The sequence below is a fragment of the Psychrobacillus sp. BL-248-WT-3 genome (assembly GCF_012843435.1).
GTDB lineage: Bacteria > Bacillota > Bacilli > Bacillales_A > Planococcaceae > Psychrobacillus.
This window is the reverse complement of the sequence record NZ_JABAFC010000022.1, coordinates 37,775-58,252: the sequence shown is the minus strand read 5'-3', so window position 1 is coordinate 58,252 and position 20,478 is coordinate 37,775. Positions and strand designations below refer to the sequence as shown.

The window sequence follows — 20,478 nt, the reverse complement described above, 5'->3', positions numbered from 1 at the left end:
AAAAGCGCAAGCGCCTATGTCTGCCCCGACAGGCAAATGGAGAAAAGCGAGGAGGCAGTTCCTCAGCCACCGGAGCTATTATCCATTTGACCCGAGGGGCAAGGCTGCTTGCGCTAGACATTAATTTATCCCCAGGTTCATAATTCTATAGTTTCCTAAACAACAAAAAAAGATGCGGCATTTTGCCGCATCATTGATTTAAACTAAGCTCTTCTTGTACAAACTGACCGTAGTGTTTGGCTGCTTTATAATGATGGTACATAAAATACCCACCAATTAATACAAAGATGATAGATACTACATAAGTGAGTGTTGATTGATAAATCAACATAAAGTTAAAGCCGAAAAACAATATAAACGCTCCAAGACAAACGGAAGCCTTCGCAGTATACCATTTTTTGCGAATAGGAAGTGTTGCACGAAGCTGTTTTGTTTTAAAATAAAAATACCATACAAACGAGACGATTATACCTAAAACTAATATTCCATTTAATATCATGATGTACCTCCAATAAAAGTAATGCTATTTTTATTGTAAAGGTAAACTTAAAAAAAGGCGAATAGTAATGCGTCTCTATGGAGGAAAAATTATGAAAAGACAAATCATTGACACAATCGAGAGCTATGACAAGATTATTATACATCGCCATGTGAGGCCAGATCCTGATGCCTATGGCTCCCAAATTGGCTTAAAGGAATTACTTGCTTTAAATTACCCGAATAAGAAGATATGGGCAACAGGCACGCATGATAGTACATTAGACTTCCTAGCAAAGCCTGATACTGTTACAGACGAGGATTTTAAAGATGCACTAGTTATTGTGACGGATACAGCCAATACAGAGAGAATAGATGACAGTAGATATAATTTAGGTAAATTTTTAATCAAAATAGATCACCATCCGAACGAAGATGCGTACGGAGACCTATTATGGGTAAATACAGAGGCGAGTTCTGTAAGTGAAATGATTTGTGAGCTCTTCTTCGATGGGGAGGAATATAAGGGATGGAAAATGGATTCGACTATTGCCCGCCTATTATACGCAGGAATTGTAGGGGACACTGGAAGATTTATGTTCCAAAGCACAACAGAACAAACAATGCTTTATGCAGGTAAACTAATCTCCTACGGTTTTGATCGAACAGAACTATTTAATGGTATGTATGAAGTAGAGTGCAACATGCTTCAGTTAAAAGGCTATATTTACGCTAATTTTGAAATGGAAAATGGCGTAGGACATATGAAATTAACAAGAAAACTTCTGCAAAAATACCAAGTGTCAGAATCTGAGGCTTCCTTATTGGTAAGTGCCTTGTCAGACGTGAAAGGGATGAAATGCTGGGTTTTCTTTATAGAAGACGAAAAGGAAATCCGCGTTCGATTACGTTCCAAGGGTCCAGTTATTAATGGAGTGGCTAAAAAGTATGGTGGCGGGGGACATCCTTTGGCTGCTGGAGCTACTGCTTATTCATGGGAGGAAGCAGACGAAGTATTAGTGGACTTAAAAAAAGCTGTAAATTGAGGTGTTATGAATGCAAACAGTATATCCCCAAATTGTAACCTCAGCGGATATGCTGAAAAGTACAATTCAATTGGAGCAGCTCATTGAAAAGCTGAAAAAAAATAATACAAAGGTGGCAGCCATTACAAACAGTATGTTGTATGGTGTGTTGCCTTTTTGGCATACGCTTATTAAAAATGACATACAGCCGGTCATTGGGCTAACCATCAAGGTGCAGCTAGACAATGGCCCGGTGTCTTTAGTAGTTTATGCGGAGAATAATAAAGGCTATGAAAACATCTTAAAAATTTCAAGTGCAATGGAAACGAGAGAGCTAGATTTACTACCAAAGAAATGGCTGAGTGCATACAGAGAAGGATTAATAGCTGTGTATAAAGCGGATTCCTTGCTCTCAAAAGATAATCTGATAGAACTAATGGCCATATTTAAACCGAGTTGCTTATTCATTGGGATAGAGCGTCCTAGCGGAAAACCGACGGAGGAAGAGAATTTAGTTAGAGAAACAGCTGAAGAACTAGACATTTCGCTTACTGTTTATCACGAGTGTCGGTATGTAGATAAAGAGGATGCGTTTGCTTTTGAAGTGCTGCATGCAATGGACCAGTCCGTAAAGATGACAGATTTTCAAAGAAAAAAACCAAAGCCAGACGCTCACGTACTTTCTTACGAGGAATGGAATGAATGGTTTGCAGATGTCCCAGACTGGATCTCTAATACAAAAACAATGTTAGAGCGTTGTATGGTTGTATTCGATAAGAAAAAGCATATAATGCCGAAATATCCTTTGCCAGTAGATGGGAATGCCAAGGATTATTTAGTATCTCTTTGCAAGGAAGGACTAAAAGAGCGAGTTCCACTTTATACCCAAGCTTATTTAGACCGTTTGCAATATGAAATAGACGTTATAAGTCAGATGCAATATGAAGATTACTTCTTAATCGTCCAGGATTTCATGAAGTATGCAAAGCGTTCCAATATTTTAACAGGACCGGGAAGGGGTTCCTCTGCCAGCTCCCTTGTAGCTTATACTTTATATATTACAGATGTAGATCCTCTCCAATATGGACTCCTATTTGAACGATTCTTAAACCCTGAACGTATCACGATGCCCGATATAGATATTGACTTTGCTGACTCAAAAAGAATGGAAGTAGTTCGCTATGTAGCGGAAAAGTATGGACAAAATCATGTTTCTCAAATTATTACATTTGGTACCTTGTCAGCGAAAGCAGCTGCCCGTGAAGTAGCAAGAGTATTTGGATTTGAGGCTAGCACCATGAACGCCATTTCCTCGTTTATACCTTCCAAACTAGGAATTACTTTAAAGGAGGCTTACGACCAGTCACCTAAACTAAGAGAATTTATTCAAACAGAAGATATGCGTAAAAAGTGGTTTGAAGTGGCTCTAAAATTAGAGGGACTACCAAGAAATGCATCTACCCATGCCGCAGGAATAGTGTTATCCCCACAACCTTTAGTAAATACTGTCCCAATTCAAAAGGGGCATGATGAGATTTATTTAACGCAATGGCCAATGAAGGAAGTGGAGGAAAAAGGCTTATTAAAGATGGACTTTTTAGGATTGCGAAATTTAACAATAATTGAGCGAATTCTTAAATCGATTCATGGTAAGAAGTCTTCTATTTCTTTAAAGGATATACCATTAAATGACGAACAGACGTTTAGCCTTCTTCAAAAAGGCGATACAACGGGAGTATTCCAGTTAGAATCAGCTGGTATGCGCAATGCATTAAAGCAAATTAGACCGACTAGATTTGAAGACATTGTAGCAGTTAATGCACTTTACAGACCAGGCCCGATGGATAGCATCCCTCTATATGCAAAACGTAAGCTTGGACAGGCACCTATTACTTACGAGCACCCAGTTTTAGAGCCGATATTAAGAGAAACATATGGAATTATTGTGTATCAGGAACAGATCATGCAAATTGCCTCCAAAATGGCTGGCTTTACATTTGGCGAGGCTGACTTGCTTAGAAGAGCCGTTAGTAAAAAAAATAGAGAAGTTTTGGAAAAGGAACGTCATCACTTCGTCCAAAAAGCCAAACAGCTCGGTCATGAGGACCAGGCAGCCACTTCTGTTTATGATTTAATCGTACGTTTTGCAGATTACGGGTTCCCGAAAAGCCATGCGGTTGCATATAGCGTTATTTCTTATCAAATGGCTTATTTAAAGGCTCACTATCCATTAGAATTTTACGGTGCTCTCTTAAGTACTGCGATAGGGAATCAGGAAAAGATTAATCAGCTTGTAATCGAGATGAAACAAAGAGGTATAGCTGTGTTACCTCCTTCTATTTTTAAAAGCCAGTCATCCTTTAGTGTAGAGAACAATGGAATTCGCTTTGGCCTTCAGGCGATAAAGGGGATCTCGTATCCATTCACGCAAAAGCTTCTACAGCAAAGGCATAAACGGCCAGCGAAATGGGAAGATATTTTTGACATGGCTTCTGATTTGTCTGCTGTTTTCTTTACTAGGAAAAATATCGAGCCACTTGTAAAGGCTGGAGCTTTGGATGAATTTGGAGTGGAACGTTCTACGTTATTAGCAACTATAGATGCTGCCGTAAAATATGCGGAGCTTGTCAGTCCTACAGAGGAAACGGATTTATTTGAAGGAGACTCTTCTCCTTTCGGAAAATCAAAATATATTAAAATGGATCCGTTACCAATCATGTCAAAGTTAGAATTTGAAAAAGAAGTGCTTGGTCAATATTTTTCAGAGCATCCAACAGTCTCTAAGAAAAAGATGGATAATAACATCCAGCATATTTGGGATATTCAACAGTCTTCGAAGGATTCTTATGTGAAGGTTATTGGAATGGTGGAGGATATTAGAAGGATTCGGACAAAAAAAGGAGAAGCAATGGCTTTTGTCACCGTCCAAGATGATACCGGGACAGTTTCTATTACTTTATTTCCGGATGATTTTGCTAAATTTAATACCCTTCTAAAAGAACAAGCTATTCTTTTTATAGAAGGTAAGAAAGAGACTAGAAATGGTAGAGTACAAATAATTGCGAAGAATATCTCTACCTGTTGATTACTAATATGTTCAAAGATTTTGGATATGGTTACCTAGTGTGAGAAAGATAAGCCATCACCACGTGCGCATAGCGACGGTGATGGCTTATTTTTTTGTTGTTCATAAGGCTATTGTTAAAGGGAAAAGTGTCACACGCGTCCGGTACTTATGCTATTCGATTAACTTCTCTTTTTAAATAACAAAATGACATTCCATATCAACCCAATAACAATGCATATTATTGAAAGGAAAAATGTAAGCCAATAAAAGCTTCCTGCTGGAACGGTGAACTGCGCCAAAATAAATAATATGATTCCAAAAAACAAATACATGTGTGGTAATACAAATCTATTCATTGTCCTTGCACCCTTCCTGATTAACTAGAATATTCTTATCGGATAGCCATTTTTTTATCTGATTTATTGATTACTAATAAAATAATTCCTAAAATACAAGGAAATAAATATATTACTAACATCGTTTCATCCAGGAATTTAAGCATTTCATAATCTGGGAAATTAATATTTCTTTTAATATATGCTATGAAATTAGGAACAAATAAAATCCAGTAAATAACCGTCATTACTATCAATTGTATTTTTGACGCAAATATCAGGGTTAATACGAAAAAAAAAGTTGTTAATGCTGCTAAAAAAATGAATGATTTCAACTCTTCCATGCTATAAGTGACTGGTGTATAGGTAGTCAATAATAGTTTCCTCAAAAAACACAAAATAAGTAAAACTATTGAAAAGAATACACTGATTGTAAAAGATATAATTTGACTAAGTTTCATATATATATTCCCCCTTCAATGAATCTCACTCTTTTTCATACCTATAAAGAACTTTTCCTTAAAAGAAAAAACGCTCAATTACTCAATTTCTACTTCACAAACTCGATTTAATTTTAACATAAATATCCAGTTGACGTGAGCTGATTTTAAACAGACGTAGGGTATACGTGTCACCATATCTGTTAATCAATGAGATACTTTTATTTTTGCCGACGTTTGGTGAATTAGTTGCCACAACATTTGTTTCTGCACTCAAATAATCTTTGATAAATAAAGTAATTAATGTTTTTTCTTTACGTAATGGAAGATTTTATGTATCCTATTATTTATAAGTGGTCTGACCACTTTGTAATTTATGGAAGAGTGATGTAGTTTGAATTCAGATAAGGCCTCAAGAAAAATGTTTCTGGAAATTGTAAAACAACTGAGACAGCTTATTCATGATGAAAAAGTACCTATTGGTGGAAAATTACCTTCGGAAAGAGAGCTTGCAGAACGACTACAAGTTGGAAGATCTTCCGTAAGAGAAGCACTTCGAAGCATGGAATTACTAGGCTTAATAGAGACTAGAAGGGGAGAAGGAACTTTTCTTTCAGATTATCGAAAACATAAACTGGTAGAAGTGCTATCGACCTTTATTCTGCAGGAGGCTAAGCCAAAGGAAGATGTCCATATCACAAGAGAGGCACTTGAAAAAGATGCTATTAGAAAGGTATGTCTTTCCGAAAAGCTACATAAACTTTTAATTTGGGATGCTTTTATAGAAAAATTGCAGTTGGAAGAAGTGCAAAGAGAAGACATTATTAGAGAAATCCTAATCTTATCGGACAATCGCCTTGGCTTGAAAATTTGGTTTTTATTGAAGCAATATGGTGAAGAGCCTTATCGTAGCTACATGACTTTAGAAGAGAAAGGAATTTGGACTCAATTGCTAGAATGTATAAAGCTAGGAGATGAGAAAAAAGGAATTTCTTTTTTTGAGGATTGGCTATTGTTACTAAACAGGGGAGATGTTTAAATGAGCATTCGAGATATATTTAGAAAGAACCAAAAAAGAAAATATGCGACTATACCATCGGAGAAAGCACATGATGTTCCTGAAGGAATTATGGTTAAATGTCCGGAGTGTAGGAAGAATGTTTTCACCAAGGATCTTATGAAAAACTTAAAGGTTTGTCCTTCCTGTGAACATCATATGAAAATGACAGCTCAAGAACGTATTGATATTTTTCTAGATGAAGACACCTTTGTTTCAATGGATGATCATTTAGAAACAGTAAATCCATTAAATTTTCCTAGCTACACGGAAAAGGTTAAATCAGATTCTAACAAAACAGGCTTGAATGAGGCGGTTTTAACTGGCATTGGGAAACTGAAGGAACATACGGTTGTAGTGGCAGTAATGGACTCCCATTTCCGTATGGGATCTATGGGATCAGTAGTCGGCGAAAAAATTACGAGAGCAATTGAAAAAGCAACGGAGCTGAAAGTTCCTTTTATCATTTATACAGCGAGCGGTGGAGCAAGAATGCAAGAAGGCGTATTGTCTTTAATGCAGATGGCAAAGACATCTGTTGCTTTAAGAAGACATAGCGATCATGGTTTATTATATATTTCTATTTTAACTCACCCAACTACTGGAGGAGTCTCCGCAAGCTTTGCCTCAGTCGGAGATATTAATCTAGCAGAACCACGTGCACTTATCGGATTTGCTGGAAGACGAGTCATTGAACAAACCGTTCGTGAGAAGCTGCCAGACGATTTTCAAACAGCTGAATTTTTAATGGAGCATGGACAGCTGGATGCAGTTGTACACCGACAAGAAATGAGAGACACGGTAGCGAATCTAGTTAACTTACATGTCCAAAAGGAGGTAGTCGTATGGTAAAGGTACTTCCATTTGAGGAGCCAATCGTACAGCTTAAAAATAAAATAGAAGAAATTAAAGAGTACACTGCAACAGCAGAAGTAGATATGTCTATTGAGATTGAAAAGCTGGAAGAGAGACTAAGAAAACTAGAGAGGGATATATATGAGAATATGGAGCCATGGGATAGAGTACAAGTAGCTCGACATCCAGGCCGTCCTACTACTAGAGATTATATACAACGGTTGTTTACTAATTTCATAGAGCTTCATGGAGATCGGTCATACGGCGATGATGCTGCTATTATAGCTGGAATAGCACAATTGAACGGAAATCCAATTACTATAATTGGGCATCAGCGGGGAATAGATACAAAGGAAAATATAAAACGGAATTTCGGTATGCCTCATCCTGAAGGATATCGCAAAGCACTTCGTTTGATGAAACAAGCAGAAAAGTTTAATCGTCCGATCATTTGTTTTATAGATACAAAGGGTGCCTATCCAGGTAAGGCTGCTGAAGAAAGAGGGCAAAGTGAAGCAATTGCTAGAAATTTAGTAGAGATGGCTGGCCTAAAGGTACCTGTAATTAGCGTTGTTATCGGAGAAGGAGGAAGCGGAGGAGCGTTAGCGTTAGGTTTGTCTAACCATATTCATATGCTTGAAAACTCTACCTACTCTGTTATCTCACCGGAGGGAGCTGCGTCTATTCTTTGGAAGGATGCCTCGCTCGCGAAGGAAGCAGCAGAAGCGATGAAAATTACCGCTCCAGACTTAAAAAAAATGAATATAATTGATACAATTATAAGAGAGGTTCATGGAGGAGCACATAAAGATATTGAAAAGCAAGCAGAGTACATGAAGGACGTGCTTGTTAGCTCATTAAGAGAACTATCCATGCTCTCACCAGAAGAATTAGTAGAAACACGCTACAAAAAATTTAAGCAAATTGGTCAATTTAAAGAAAATGCGTCTTTATAGACGCATTTTTTTTGAAAGTTTCTCATGTTACACTTATAGTTAATAGAGGTAAGTTTGGAGGGGATAGAGAGATGAAACGTATTGGTGTATTAACTAGTGGCGGAGACGCTCCAGGTATGAATGCTGCAATTCGAGCAGTGGTAAGAAAGGCCATATTTGAAGGTATTGAAGTTGTCGGTATTTTACATGGCTATCAAGGATTAATAGAAGGAAAAATGGAAAAGCTGGATCTGGGTTCTGTTGGTGACATCATCCAAAGAGGTGGAACAAAGCTTTACTCTGCGAGATGTCCAGAATTTAGAACAGAAGAAGGCCAATTAAAGGCAATTGAACAGTTGAAGGCTAATGAAATTGATGGACTCGTGATTATTGGGGGAGACGGATCCTACCGTGGATCTATGACTCTTACAAAGAACGGGTTCCCATGTGTTGGGATTCCAGGTACTATCGATAATGATATTCCAGGAACTGATTATACATTAGGTTTTGATACTGCGCTTAATACAGTAATTGAATGTATTGATAAAATTAGAGACACTGCCACTTCACATGATCGCACCTTTATCATTGAAGTCATGGGAAGAGATGCTGGAGACTTAGCTTTATGGGCTGGGCTTGCAGGAGGAGCAGAAACCATTATCGTTCCTGAGGTAGAGATGGATATTACAGAGGTAGTGGAACGCTTAGAAAGTGGAACGGCACGTGGAAAAAAACATAGTATTATCGTTGTTGCTGAAGGTGTAATGAGTGGACAGGAATTTGCTGCAAAACTTAAGGAGCATGCTAATATCGAGACGAGAGTTTCAGTGTTAGGGCATATTCAACGCGGTGGTTCTCCTACAGGACGAGATCGTGTGTTGGCGAGTTTATTTGGGGCAAAAGCTGTAGAAGTGTTAATGGCTGGTACTGGAGGCCGTGCAATTGGAATACAAAATCATCAAGTGGTAGACTATGATATGACGGAAGCCTTTGAAAAAACGGAAGAATTTGATCAAGCAATGTATCGCTTATCTAAAGAGTTGTCTATTTAAGATTACATAAATTACAGCAATAGGAAGGATTAGATGTATGAGAAAAACTAAAATAGTTTGTACAATTGGACCAGCAAGTGAATCAGAGGAAACATTAGAAAAGCTAATAGAAGCTGGCATGAATGTTGCTCGCTTAAACTTTTCTCATGGTAGCCATGAAGAACATGCTGGAAGAATCGAACGTATTAAAAAAGTAGCTAAAAGATTAGACAAAATCGTTGGAATCTTACTGGATACAAAAGGTCCTGAGATTCGTACACATAAGATGGAAAATGATGCGATTGAGCTTGCATCTGGGCAATCCATTGATATCTCTATGACAGAAGTGCTGGGCAATAATGAGCGTTTCTCTATTTCCTATGAAAAGTTAATAGAGGATGTACAGGAAGGATCTATTATATTACTTGATGATGGGCTAATTGAGCTTATCGTGAAGGGAATAGATTTAGAAAATGGAATTATTCATACGTATGTACAAAATGCTGGAACTTTAAAGAACAATAAGGGCGTTAACGTTCCAGGAGTTTCTGTGCAATTACCAGGTATTACAGAAAAAGATGCAAAAGATATTCTCTTTGGTATTGAACAGGATGTAGATTTCGTCGCTGCTTCTTTCGTTCGTAGAGCTAAAGATGTACAGGAAATCCGTGAGCTTTTAGAAAATAATAATGGATCTCATATTCAAATCATACCTAAAATTGAAAACCAAGAGGGTGTCGATAATATTGATGAAATCCTTCAAGTTTCTGATGGCTTAATGGTTGCAAGGGGAGACCTTGGAGTAGAGATTCCTGCTGAGGAAGTTCCATTAGTACAAAAATCACTTATTCAAAAATGTAACGAAGCAGGTAAGCCGGTTATTACTGCAACACAAATGTTAGACTCCATGCAAAGAAATCCTCGTCCTACACGTGCAGAGGCAAGTGACGTGGCAAACGCAATCTTTGATGGTACAGATGCTATTATGCTTTCTGGTGAGACAGCTGCAGGGCTATATCCACTTGAAGCAGTTCAGACGATGGATAAAATCGCAAAACGTACCGAAAATGCAATTGATTATCGTGCTATTGTTAACAAACTAAGCAAGGCAAGAGAAGTTAATCTGACAGATGCAATAGGGCAAGCGGTTGCTCATACTGCCATTAACTTAAAGGTTAAGGCGGTTATTGCTCCGACAGAAAGTGGACATACAGCTAAAATGATTTCTAAATTTAGACCTGGTGTGCCTATTATTGCTGTGACATCTACTGTAAAACCATCTAGATTGCTTACATTAGTATGGGGAGTGTATCCGATAGTTGGAAAGAAAGCACATTCCACGGATGAGGTACTAGAAATTGCTGTGGAGGAAAGTATTTTACAGCATTATGTGACACACGGAGATTTAGTGGTAATTACTGCAGGAGTTCCAGTTGGACAAGCAGGTACTACTAACTTAATGAAAGTTCATGTTATTGGAGACATGGTGGCTAAGGGGCAAGGTATCGGAAAGAAAACTGCCTTTGGTAAAGCAATCGTTGTTAATAACGCAAAGGAACTAGAAGGTCAAGATACAAGTAATAGTATTATCGTGACCATTGGTTCTGACAAAGATATGGTTCCTGCTATTGAGAATTGCAAAGGCTTGATCACAGAAGAAGGTGGCTTAACAAGTCATGCTGCTGTCGTAGGTTTAAGCTTTGGAATTCCTGTAATAGTTGGGGTTCAAGATGCAACGAAACTAATAGAAAATGGTCAAGAGCTTACGTTAGATGCTGAAAGTGGTGTAATCTACAGCGGGCAAGCTAGCATTATTTAATATGATATTCTAAGAATTTATATATTCTCAAGACAAGTGCCTCACATAAAGTGAGGCACTTGTTTTATACTTAGTATAGAAGGACGGTGTCTTTATGAAATGGATCATAGGTTTGTTTGTAGTAGTTCCTGCAGTTGAGTTATATATTTTACTTTTAGCAGGCAAGTCATTAGGAGCTTTCAATACACTTTTACTAATCATGGCCACTGGAATAATTGGTGGACTTGTAGCAAAGCGTCAAGGTATGAAAGCTTTCCGCGAGGTTTCGGATAGTGTGAAAAACTACCAAGCACCGGGTGAATCAGCGATTAATGGAATATGTATTTTCATTGGTGCTATTTTAGTAATACTACCAGGATTTATCTCTGATATTCTTGGGTTTTTATTGTTGTTCTCACCAACGCGTAAGCTGTTCAAACCTTTGTTTTATAGATGGGTTAAGAAAAAGATGAAAAATGGTCAAGTCATCGTGATGAAGTCTTCATAGACCCTCCCCATTTGTTAGCTATTAAATAGATGAATGGGCTGAATAGAATACCAACAAAGCCAAATATTAATACTGCCGCAGCACTTAAAAAGAATACATGGACAGCTTTAATCTGCATAGAAGCCGACCAAAGTAAATTATCTACTATATGTCTTGTAAGCTGCACAAAAATATAAAGCAATAAAATAATACTGCCAAATAGTTTCGCGTCTAGCAGGAAGAAATAAATACTCATTGGTATTAAAATTATGCCAGTCCCAAGAAAAGGTATGCTATCTACTAAAGAAATTAAAAAAGCATTTTTTATCGGGTTATGTAGACCAAGCACGCTAAAGCCTATAGAAAGTAAAATAAATGTAATTAACAATAACTTCACTTCCACGCCCAAAAAGCTATTAACTACCTCCGAAGATTTCATGACTACTTTATGAAAGAATTCTCTTGTTTTGACTGGGAAATAGATCAGGAACCAAAGTCTATTCTTTGTAGACTCATACAACGAAAAAAAAAGTCCAATGCTAAAAAGAAGTACTTCAAAAACATAGGTAGGCAGATGAGTAAGATTCACCAATAAATTATTTAAGATTGTATTTAATAGCTCTTGGAACTTGTCTTCAAACATTAGAAATATAGGATGCTTTTGCAAGTCATCAAAGGGTAAGTATAAAAGATGCTCATGTAGAAGAGGTATAAGCGTGACTAATGATTGAAAGATAAAATATACGAAAAGTAAAAAGCTACTTAATATAATTACCTCTGTTAATAGTACACTCACTATAATTGGCAGCCTGAGTTTCTTGTGAAAGAAATTAGACGTTGGAAATAATAGATAACCGCACAGGATAGATAACGTTAAAGGGTAAGCAATGAAAAGGATTAATCCAATGATTCCAATTGGCATCCAATAAGATATAATATCTTTCTTGTTTATTTGAAAACTAACTATATTCATCCATTCTTTTCTCAGTATAAATTGATTGAAAAGTTATTTTTTAATAATTTTAAGCGTTTTCATTCACAAAATAGCCAAAATTGATTATAATACGAGAGTAAGCAATTTAAAGGTACATATTAAATACAGGTAAAACTCTATTTACGAGACAAGTAGATAATGCAGTTTTTCTGTAGAAGGGGAGATTACTAATGACGTCAACTCGTGGTTTAGAAGGAATCGTAGCGACACAGTCAGCAATAAGCTCTATTATTGATGACACCCTTACATACGTCGGCTATGATATTGATGATTTAACGAACAATGCAAGTTTTGAAGAGGTAGTTTACCTTTTATGGCATAAACGTCTGCCAAATGCTTCAGAACTAGCAGAGCTAAAACAGCAACTTGCTGATAACATGGCAGTACCTCAAGAAGTTTTAAATCATTTCAAAACATATCCTATTGATAAAGTTCATCCAATGACTGCTCTTAGAACAGCTGTATCTATGCTAGCATTATATGATGATTCTGCAGAGGATATGTCCGAGGAAGCAAACTACCTTAAAGCTATCCAGTTACAAGCTAAAATGTCTACTTTAGTAACTGCATTTTCTCGTGTACGTAAAGGATTAGAGCCAGTAGCTCCTAAATCTGATTTAGGCTACGCTGCAAACTTCTTATATATGCTATCTGGTGAGATGCCAGAAGAAATTGAAGTAGAAGCTTTTAACAAAGCATTAGTACTTCATGCAGACCATGAATTAAATGCATCTACATTCACTGCACGTGTTTGTGTAGCAACTCTTTCTGATATTTACTCAGGTGTTGTTTCAGCTATCGGTGCTCTTAAAGGGCCACTTCATGGTGGAGCAAACGAACAAGTAATGAAAATGTTAACTGAAATTGATACTCTTGAAAACGTAGATAGCTATGTTCAAGATAAATTAGACAACAAAGTGAAAATCATGGGCTTCGGTCACCGCGTTTATAGAAAAGGTGATCCTCGTGCAAAACACTTACGTGAAATGTCTAAAAAACTAACAGCTCTTCGCGGAGAGTCAAAATTATATGATATGTCTGTACGCATTGAAGAAATCGTAACTGGTCAAAAGAACTTACCACCAAATGTAGATTTCTATTCAGCATCTGTGTATCATTCATTAAATATTGATCATGATTTATTTACACCTATTTTTGCAGTTTCTCGTGTATCTGGATGGGTAGCTCATATTCTTGAGCAATATTCAGACAACCGCTTAATCCGTCCACGTGCAGAATACGTTGGACCTGGTATGCAAAAATACGTTCCAATCGAAGAACGATAATATCAATTGTTTGTAAAGATTAGGGCTAAAACACATGGTGTGTTATTGGCCCTATGATTATGATAGTAGGAGGAAATAATAATGACATCTGGTAAAATTACAGTAGAAAACGGTGTACTTAACGTACCAAACACAGCAATCATTCCATTTATCGAAGGTGACGGAACAGGTCCTGATATCTGGGCAGCAGCTTCACGCGTATTAGAATCTGCAGTAGAAAAAGCTTATAACGGCGAAAAGAAAATTGAATGGAAAGAAGTACTTGCAGGACAAAAAGCATTCGACCAAACTGGTGAATGGTTACCACAAGAAACTTTAGACGTAATCAATGAGTACTTAATCGCTATTAAAGGACCTTTAACAACACCAATCGGTGGAGGAATTCGTTCATTAAACGTAGCTCTACGTCAAGAATTAGACCTATACACTTGCCTACGTCCAGTTCGTTATTTCACTGGTGTTCCATCTCCAGTTAAACGTCCTGAAGACACTGATATGGTTATTTTCCGTGAAAACACAGAAGATATCTATGCTGGTATTGAATATGCAAAAGGTACAGACAATGCTAAAAAACTAATCGAGTTCTTACAAACAGAATTCGGTGTTAAAAACATCCGTTTCCCAGAAACTTCAGGTATCGGTATTAAACCAATTTCTGAAGAAGGTACTAAACGTTTAGTGCGTGCTGCATTAAACTACATTATTAAAGAAGGTCGTACTTCTTTAACATTAGTACACAAAGGAAATATCATGAAGTTCACTGAAGGAGCTTTCAAAACTTGGGGCTATGAAGTGGCTGAACAAGAATTTGGTGACAAAGTATTCACTTGGAATCAATACGATAAAATTAAAGAAGAACAAGGTACTGAAGCAGCTGACAAAGCTCAATCGGATGCAATTGCAGCTGGTAAGATCCTAGTTAAGGATTCAATCGCTGATATCTTCTTACAACAAATCTTAACTCGTCCAAAAGAGTTCGATGTAGTTGCTACTATGAACTTAAATGGAGATTATATCTCTGATGCACTTGCTGCACAAGTTGGTGGTATTGGTATCGCTCCTGGAGCTAACATTAACTACGTAACTGGACATGCTATTTTTGAAGCTACTCACGGTACAGCTCCAAAATATGCTGGTTTAGATAAAGTTAACCCATCTTCAGTAATCCTTTCTGGTGTATTAATGCTTGAACACCTTGGCTGGAACGAAGCTGCTAAACTAATCATGGATTCCATGGAAAAAACAATTGAATCTAAAGTAGTAACTTACGACTTTGCTCGTCTAATGGATGGCGCTAAAGAAGTTAAGTGTTCAGAGTTTGCTGACGAATTGATTAAAAATCTTTAATCGAAAGTTATGAAATTTGGTTTAACGAAAGAGAGGATTAATTCCTCTCTTTTCCAATTTTGGACAAAAGGAGAGTTACGACATGACAATGAAACGTAATAAAATCTCAGTTATCGGTAGCGGGTTTACAGGTGCTACTACAGCGTTCCTATTGGCACAAAAAGAATTGGGAGATATCGTATTAGTGGATATACCACAAGCTGAAAACCCTACTAAAGGCAAAGCTTTAGATATGGCGGAAGCTGGACCAGTTCAAGGATTCGATGCTAATATCATTGGTACTTCTAATTACGAAGATACGAAGAATTCGGATTTAGTAATTATTACTGCAGGTATTGCACGTAAGCCTGGCATGAGCCGTGACGATTTAGTTCAGACAAACCAAAAAGTAATGAAAGCTGTTACTGGAGAAATTATAAAATATTCTCCAAACACAACGATTTTAGTATTAACCAACCCAGTTGACGCAATGACATACACTGTCTTTAAGGAATCCGGTCTACCGAAGGAAAGAGTGATCGGTCAATCGGGAGTTTTAGATACTGCCCGGTTCCGTACATTTGTTGCACAGGAATTAAACCTATCTGTTAAAGACGTAACTGGTTTTGTTCTTGGAGGTCATGGCGATGACATGGTTCCACTTGTAAGATACTCATATGCTGGCGGCATACCTTTAGAAAAACTAATGGATAAAGATCGCCTGGAGGCTATTGTGGATCGAACTCGTAAAGGTGGAGCAGAAATTGTTAACCTTTTAGGCAATGGTTCTGCATACTATGCACCGGCTGCTTCACTTGTAGAAATGGCAGAGGCTATCCTAAAGGATCAAAAACGTGTTCTTCCATCCATTGCATACTTAGAAGGGGAATATGGTATGGAAGGTATTTACCTTGGAGTTCCAACCGTTCTAGGAGCAGGTGGCATTGAGAAGATTATAGAACTTGATCTGACGGAAGAAGAAAAAAATCTGTTAAGTAAATCTGCTGATGCAGTAAAAGCAGTAATGAAGGTTTTAGCTTAATAGTCTGATCTAATGAGTGAGATTAATTTCTCACTCATTTTTTGTTATGCAGTTAAACTTAGTCAGTTTAACAAATGGCGCATTCTCAATTAATAAGAAACACTTTTTGTTTAATGGACGAAACCTAATGCAACATTTCCTTCAGAGGAACGTCTGTTGAAAAGAGTGTATTCAGCCATACGTGAATATAGTAGTATCGTTTGTTGCGTTCCTCTAATAATTATTGATAAGATATAGGTAACTTAAATGTAGGGAGTTGAAACATAATTGCTAGGGAGAATGTCTAGAATCGGAAAGAGTATACAAGATTTAATCATCGGAGAAAAACTGTCTATCACAGAGAAAATCGAGGATAAAGATATACTACTATACTTAGGATTGACAAATGATAACAATCCTCTTTATATTCAACATGATTTTGCTTCCAAAACAGAATATGAAAAACCAATTGTACCTACGATTATGTTGACTGGTATTGTAACTTCTGCAATATCCAAATATCTTCCTGGTCCAGGTTCTCATGTTTATAGGCAAGAGATTACGTTTCCTGTACCTGCGTACCATTATTCCTTAATAACATTTACGTTTGTAATTACCGATATTAATGTACATAAAAATGAAGTTAGTATAGAAGTTGAAGGCCGTAACGAGGAAAAGGAAACAGTTTTACAAGGTAAGTTTCTTGTAGCTCCTCCCACTTTACAACCTTAACATACTATAATAAGTATCGGTTTAGTTGGCTGATTTGGAATGGGGGTTTCAAATCGACTATGGAGGCTAGGATAATGAAAAAAGTATTAGTAGTAGATGATGAAAGTTCGATTGTAACTTTATTGAAATATAATTTAGAGGAAGCTGGTTTTCAAGTTATTACTGCTGCTGATGGGCGTGAAGGCTTGAATTATGCTGTGGAGGAAAAGCCAGATGTAATCGTTCTGGACTGGATGTTACCGTATCTAGATGGTATGGAAGTGTGTAAGGAGCTAAGGCTAAGAAAGATACAAACACCAATAATCATGCTGACAGCCAAAGGGGAAGAGTTTGATAAAGTACTTGGACTCGAACTAGGAGCAGATGACTATATGACAAAGCCATTTAGCCCTCGAGAGGTTACTGCGAGAGTAAAGGCGATGATTCGTAGAAGTGTATTAACATCCGAGCATCAAAAGAAAAATGCGGATGACAACTATACCTTTGGCGGTTTAAAAATATTTCCTGATCGCTTTGAAGTTCTTTTGAATGACCAGCCCTTAGAATTTACCCCAAAAGAATTTGAGCTGCTAGTGTATTTAATTGAAAACAAAAATAGAGTGTTAACTCGTGATCAGCTGTTAAGCTCAGTATGGAATTACGATTTTGCGGGTGATACAAGGATTGTAGATGTTCACATTAGTCATCTTAGAGATAAAATTGAAGAAAATAGCCGTAAGCCTATGTATATTAAAACCATTAGAGGGCTTGGATACAAGTTTGAGGAGCCAAAGTCAATATGAGTTTTCACAATAGAATATTTCGTATTTATTCTATTTTAATCGGACTAATTCTACTTGGAGTCGGTTTAGTATTGGCTCAAATATTTCCTATTTTTATCGAGCGTACTACTAGTACGAGTATTGATGGGAAAATTGAGGATATCGAAAGTTATATAAGTACAACAAATATCACTTCCGAGGAAAGACAAGAAATCATTAATCATTTAAATGCTTCTTTGTTAGAAGAAGATGTGAATTTTATTCAAATGAATTTATGGATTGCATTAGCGTTTATCCTTATATTAGCTTATCTAATTGCTTTAATCATTAGCTTTAATATAATGAAAAGATACTCGCAGCCAGTTGAGCACTTAACGGAAACTGCAATGGAGCTAGCTAGAGGAAATTATCGAATACGAGCTTTTGAGGATGGTTTTTCAGGAATGTCCAAGCTTACAAATTCGATTAATATATTAGCTAGAAATCTTCAAGATATATCTATCATGCGTGAAACCGAAAAAGAACGATTAAAAACGCTCATTGAGAATATGGGAAGCGGATTAATCATGATAGACCGCAGCGGAGTAGTGAGTATAGTTAATCGCTCGTTTCTTAACCAGTTGCAGCTAAGCTTTGAACAAGTAGACGGAAAACAATTTCGTAAAATTGGATTACCCGAACAAATAGAAACGTTTATAGAAAAGCTGTTTTTGACGGAAATGCTAAGCAAGGAACAAATTGAAATACAGCGTAATTTAAGTACATACCACCTCGTAGCATACGGTGCCCCTGTAATCGGGGAGCATGGAAGATGGCTTGGGATTGTCGTAGTATTTCATGATGTCACTGAATTGATTAAACTGGAGCAGGTAAGAAAAGACTTTGTTGCGAATGTTTCACACGAATTAAAAACTCCTGTGACTTCCATTAAAGGATTTTCGGAAACCCTTTTATATGGTGCCTATAAAAAAGAAGATACGTTATTATCTTTTTTAGAAATCATATACAAGGAAAGCAATCGTCTTCAAATGCTTATTAATGATTTATTAGACCTATCAACAGTAGAACAAGCAGGGTATGAAATTAAGTTAAGTAAAGTAAAACTATATGATGTACTCATGCAAAGTATGGAAATGACAAATCATTTATTGGAAGAAAAAAATATGGAATTAACTCTATCCTTAGATGAGAAGGTAGAGGTCCTGGGAGATTCCAACCGAATTATGCAAATTATGATGAATTTATTGACCAATGCTATTACCTACTCATCCGAAAATACCTTCATCACGGTGAATATAGGAAAAGACAAAAAATATGGTTACTTTACAATTAAGGACCAAGGAATTGGTATTAAGGAAGAAGAGGTAGAACGCATATTTGAACGTTTTTATCGAGTGGACCGTGCAAGAAGTCGTAATTCAGGTGGTACAGGATTAGGCTTGGCAATCGTCAAGCATATCGTAGAAGCTCATCATGGTTTAATAAAAGTTGAAAGTGAGATTGGAAAAGGTACAGCTTTTACTGTGTATATTCCACTCACGAAAAGTTAATGGAGGTCCATCATGAATAATCAACCCTTTATCCCTATTATAATTGGGACAGATATGAACGCATACAATATGTCCATTTCCTTTCACGAGGAGTATGGTATTAAACCAATTTTAGTAGGTAAAGAAGAAATGTCCTTCACTAAATTAAGCAGTGTCATTGAACATATTGAAATACACTCAAACTTATGGGACCAATCTGCTTTTGTATCCGTTTTGACAGAAGTAGCAAAAAAATATAAAACAGCAGATAAGCAGTTACTATTAATCGGCACGAATGATTTTTATGTTCGTTTAATCATTGAGAATGCAGACGTTTTAAAAGAAATGTATGTGTTTAACTATATGACCGAGGATCTAATGAACAACCTTTTAGTAAAATCGAACTTTTATAAGCTTTGTGAAGAGCATGGAATCGACACACCTAAAACATATTTCTACTCATGCTCTAAAAAACAACCTTTTACTGAAGAGGTGCTTTTCCCGTTAATCATTAAGCCTAGTAACGGTGTAGAATATTATAAGCATAAATTTGCTGGTCAACAAAAAGTATATCGAGTAGAGTCTCAGCAAGAATTAGATGAAGTTATTCGCAAAGTAAATGAGAGCGGCTATAAGGAAGATTTGATCATCCAGGATTATATTCCTGGAGACGATACTTACATGTGGGATTCTGTATTTTATGTTAGCTCAAAAGGGCAGGCACAGCTAAGTACACTTGCTCAAGTAGTTTTACAAGAGCATACAGTGACTGCAATAGGAAATTATACTGCTCTTATTACTCGTTACGATGAAGAGTTAATGAAAAAACTTCAACACTTCTTAGAGGCAGTTGGATACGTTGGCTTTGCTAACTTCGACTTAAAATACGATGAGCGAGACGGAAAATATAAAGTTTTTGAAGTCAATATTAGACAAGGTAGATCAAGCTATTATGTAACTGCACTGGGACATAACATGGCACGATATATTGTGGATGACGTTATTTATAACAAAGAAAAGCCTTTGACTCTATTAAATGAACATTACCTATTTACGGTTGTTCCTAAAATAGTGTTGAAGAAATTTGTGGATAATCTATCTATCCAGCAGGAAATTCGTTTACTGTTAGGGGAAGGTAAGTGGGGTAACCCGTTGTTTTATAAAGGGGACAAGCATTTCAAACGTAAGTTATATTTGATGGCTCGTCAGGTGAATTATTATAAAAAGTACAAAAATAATCAGTGGTAAGTAAATTTTTACAAGAAATTCACATGCCATTTACAATGCTTTGATAGAGTTTAGGTAGACCCCCTTTTCCAAAT

Annotated in this window: 18 protein-coding genes; 15 read left to right on the top strand and 3 right to left on the bottom strand. The window is 36.8% G+C overall.

From position 1 onward, the window contains the following. Nucleotides 1-190: 190 nt before the first annotated feature. Nucleotides 191-499, bottom strand: coding sequence for a YtpI family protein (locus tag HF876_RS12160; RefSeq protein ID WP_169360326.1), 309 nt, complete (start codon nucleotides 497-499; stop codon nucleotides 191-193). A gap of 91 nt (nucleotides 500-590) precedes the next feature. Between HF876_RS12160 and HF876_RS12155 the strand changes: the two genes are divergently transcribed. Both HF876_RS12155 and dnaE read left to right on the top strand, forming a co-directional pair. Beyond that, nucleotides 591-1,523 carry a DHH family phosphoesterase gene (locus tag HF876_RS12155; RefSeq protein WP_169360325.1) on the top strand — a complete coding sequence of 311 codons (933 nt, stop codon included), beginning with the start codon at nucleotides 591-593 and terminating at the stop codon, nucleotides 1,521-1,523. Nucleotides 1,524-1,533: 10 nt separating this feature from the next. Then, on the top strand, nucleotides 1,534-4,587 hold the full coding sequence (gene dnaE / locus HF876_RS12150; protein WP_169360324.1) for a DNA polymerase III subunit alpha: 3,054 nt from the start codon (nucleotides 1,534-1,536) through the stop codon (nucleotides 4,585-4,587). A 373-nt stretch (nucleotides 4,588-4,960) separates the two neighbouring features. On the opposite strand, the gene HF876_RS12145 is transcribed toward dnaE, so the two are convergent. Continuing rightward, nucleotides 4,961-5,365: a hypothetical protein gene (locus tag HF876_RS12145; RefSeq protein WP_169360323.1), complete on the bottom strand. Its 405-nt coding sequence runs from the start codon at nucleotides 5,363-5,365 to the stop codon at nucleotides 4,961-4,963. Nucleotides 5,366-5,738: 373 nt separating this feature from the next. Here HF876_RS12145 and HF876_RS12140 point away from each other — a divergent pair, with 373 nt between their 5' ends. From HF876_RS12140 to HF876_RS12115, 6 genes are all read left to right on the top strand, one after another. After that, nucleotides 5,739-6,383: a FadR/GntR family transcriptional regulator gene (locus HF876_RS12140; protein WP_481900289.1), complete on the top strand. Its 645-nt coding sequence runs from the start codon at nucleotides 5,739-5,741 to the stop codon at nucleotides 6,381-6,383. After that, the gene (gene accD, locus HF876_RS12135) at nucleotides 6,384-7,253 is read left to right on the top strand and encodes an acetyl-CoA carboxylase, carboxyltransferase subunit beta (RefSeq protein ID WP_169360322.1); all 870 of its coding nucleotides are present in this window, start codon (nucleotides 6,384-6,386) and stop codon (nucleotides 7,251-7,253) included. Continuing rightward, nucleotides 7,247-8,212 carry an acetyl-CoA carboxylase carboxyl transferase subunit alpha gene (gene accA, locus HF876_RS12130; RefSeq protein WP_169360321.1) on the top strand — a complete coding sequence of 322 codons (966 nt, stop codon included), beginning with the start codon at nucleotides 7,247-7,249 and terminating at the stop codon, nucleotides 8,210-8,212. Before accD ends, accA begins: the two co-directional genes overlap by 7 nt. Nucleotides 8,213-8,283: 71 nt before the next feature. Beyond that, the gene (gene pfkA / locus HF876_RS12125) at nucleotides 8,284-9,243 is read left to right on the top strand and encodes a 6-phosphofructokinase (protein WP_169360320.1); all 960 of its coding nucleotides are present in this window, start codon (nucleotides 8,284-8,286) and stop codon (nucleotides 9,241-9,243) included. 37 nt (nucleotides 9,244-9,280) lie between these two features. Then, nucleotides 9,281-11,041 carry a pyruvate kinase gene (pyk, locus tag HF876_RS12120; protein WP_169360319.1) on the top strand — a complete coding sequence of 587 codons (1,761 nt, stop codon included), beginning with the start codon at nucleotides 9,281-9,283 and terminating at the stop codon, nucleotides 11,039-11,041. 94 nt (nucleotides 11,042-11,135) lie between these two features. Further along, nucleotides 11,136-11,528, top strand: a complete 393-nt coding sequence (locus HF876_RS12115) for an FxsA family protein (RefSeq protein ID WP_169360318.1) — start codon at nucleotides 11,136-11,138, stop codon at nucleotides 11,526-11,528. Here HF876_RS12115 and HF876_RS12110 read toward each other — a convergent pair. Further along, nucleotides 11,506-12,480 (bottom strand): AI-2E family transporter, encoded by a 975-nt coding sequence (locus tag HF876_RS12110; protein ID WP_169360317.1) that lies wholly within the window; start codon nucleotides 12,478-12,480, stop codon nucleotides 11,506-11,508. The genes HF876_RS12115 and HF876_RS12110 overlap by 23 nt on opposite strands. A gap of 191 nt (nucleotides 12,481-12,671) precedes the next feature. On the opposite strand from HF876_RS12110, the gene citZ reads away from it, so the two are divergent. The 7 genes from citZ (at nucleotide 12,672) to HF876_RS12075 (ending at nucleotide 20,404) form a co-directional block, all read left to right on the top strand. Continuing rightward, entirely contained in the window at nucleotides 12,672-13,787 is a 1,116-nt protein-coding gene (citZ, locus tag HF876_RS12105; protein WP_169360316.1) for a citrate synthase, read from the top strand. An 81-nt stretch (nucleotides 13,788-13,868) separates the two neighbouring features. After that, complete coding sequence (gene icd, locus HF876_RS12100) at nucleotides 13,869-15,134, top strand: NADP-dependent isocitrate dehydrogenase (RefSeq protein WP_169360315.1); 1,266 nt, start codon at nucleotides 13,869-13,871, stop codon at nucleotides 15,132-15,134. Between the two features lie 82 nt (nucleotides 15,135-15,216). Beyond that, the gene (mdh, locus tag HF876_RS12095; protein ID WP_169360314.1) at nucleotides 15,217-16,155 is read left to right on the top strand and encodes a malate dehydrogenase; all 939 of its coding nucleotides are present in this window, start codon (nucleotides 15,217-15,219) and stop codon (nucleotides 16,153-16,155) included. Between the two features lie 279 nt (nucleotides 16,156-16,434). Continuing rightward, a complete protein-coding gene (locus HF876_RS12090; protein ID WP_169360313.1) occupies nucleotides 16,435-16,866 on the top strand; it encodes a MaoC/PaaZ C-terminal domain-containing protein in 432 nt (143 codons plus the stop codon). A gap of 71 nt (nucleotides 16,867-16,937) precedes the next feature. Further along, nucleotides 16,938-17,648 (top strand): response regulator transcription factor, encoded by a 711-nt coding sequence (locus HF876_RS12085; protein ID WP_169360330.1) that lies wholly within the window; start codon nucleotides 16,938-16,940, stop codon nucleotides 17,646-17,648. After that, complete coding sequence (gene pnpS / locus HF876_RS12080; protein WP_169360312.1) at nucleotides 17,645-19,177, top strand: two-component system histidine kinase PnpS; 1,533 nt, start codon at nucleotides 17,645-17,647, stop codon at nucleotides 19,175-19,177. The genes HF876_RS12085 and pnpS overlap by 4 nt, the downstream gene beginning before the upstream one ends. A gap of 12 nt (nucleotides 19,178-19,189) precedes the next feature. After that, complete coding sequence (locus HF876_RS12075) at nucleotides 19,190-20,404, top strand: carboxylate--amine ligase (protein WP_169360311.1); 1,215 nt, start codon at nucleotides 19,190-19,192, stop codon at nucleotides 20,402-20,404. Nucleotides 20,405-20,478: the final 74 nt, after the last annotated feature.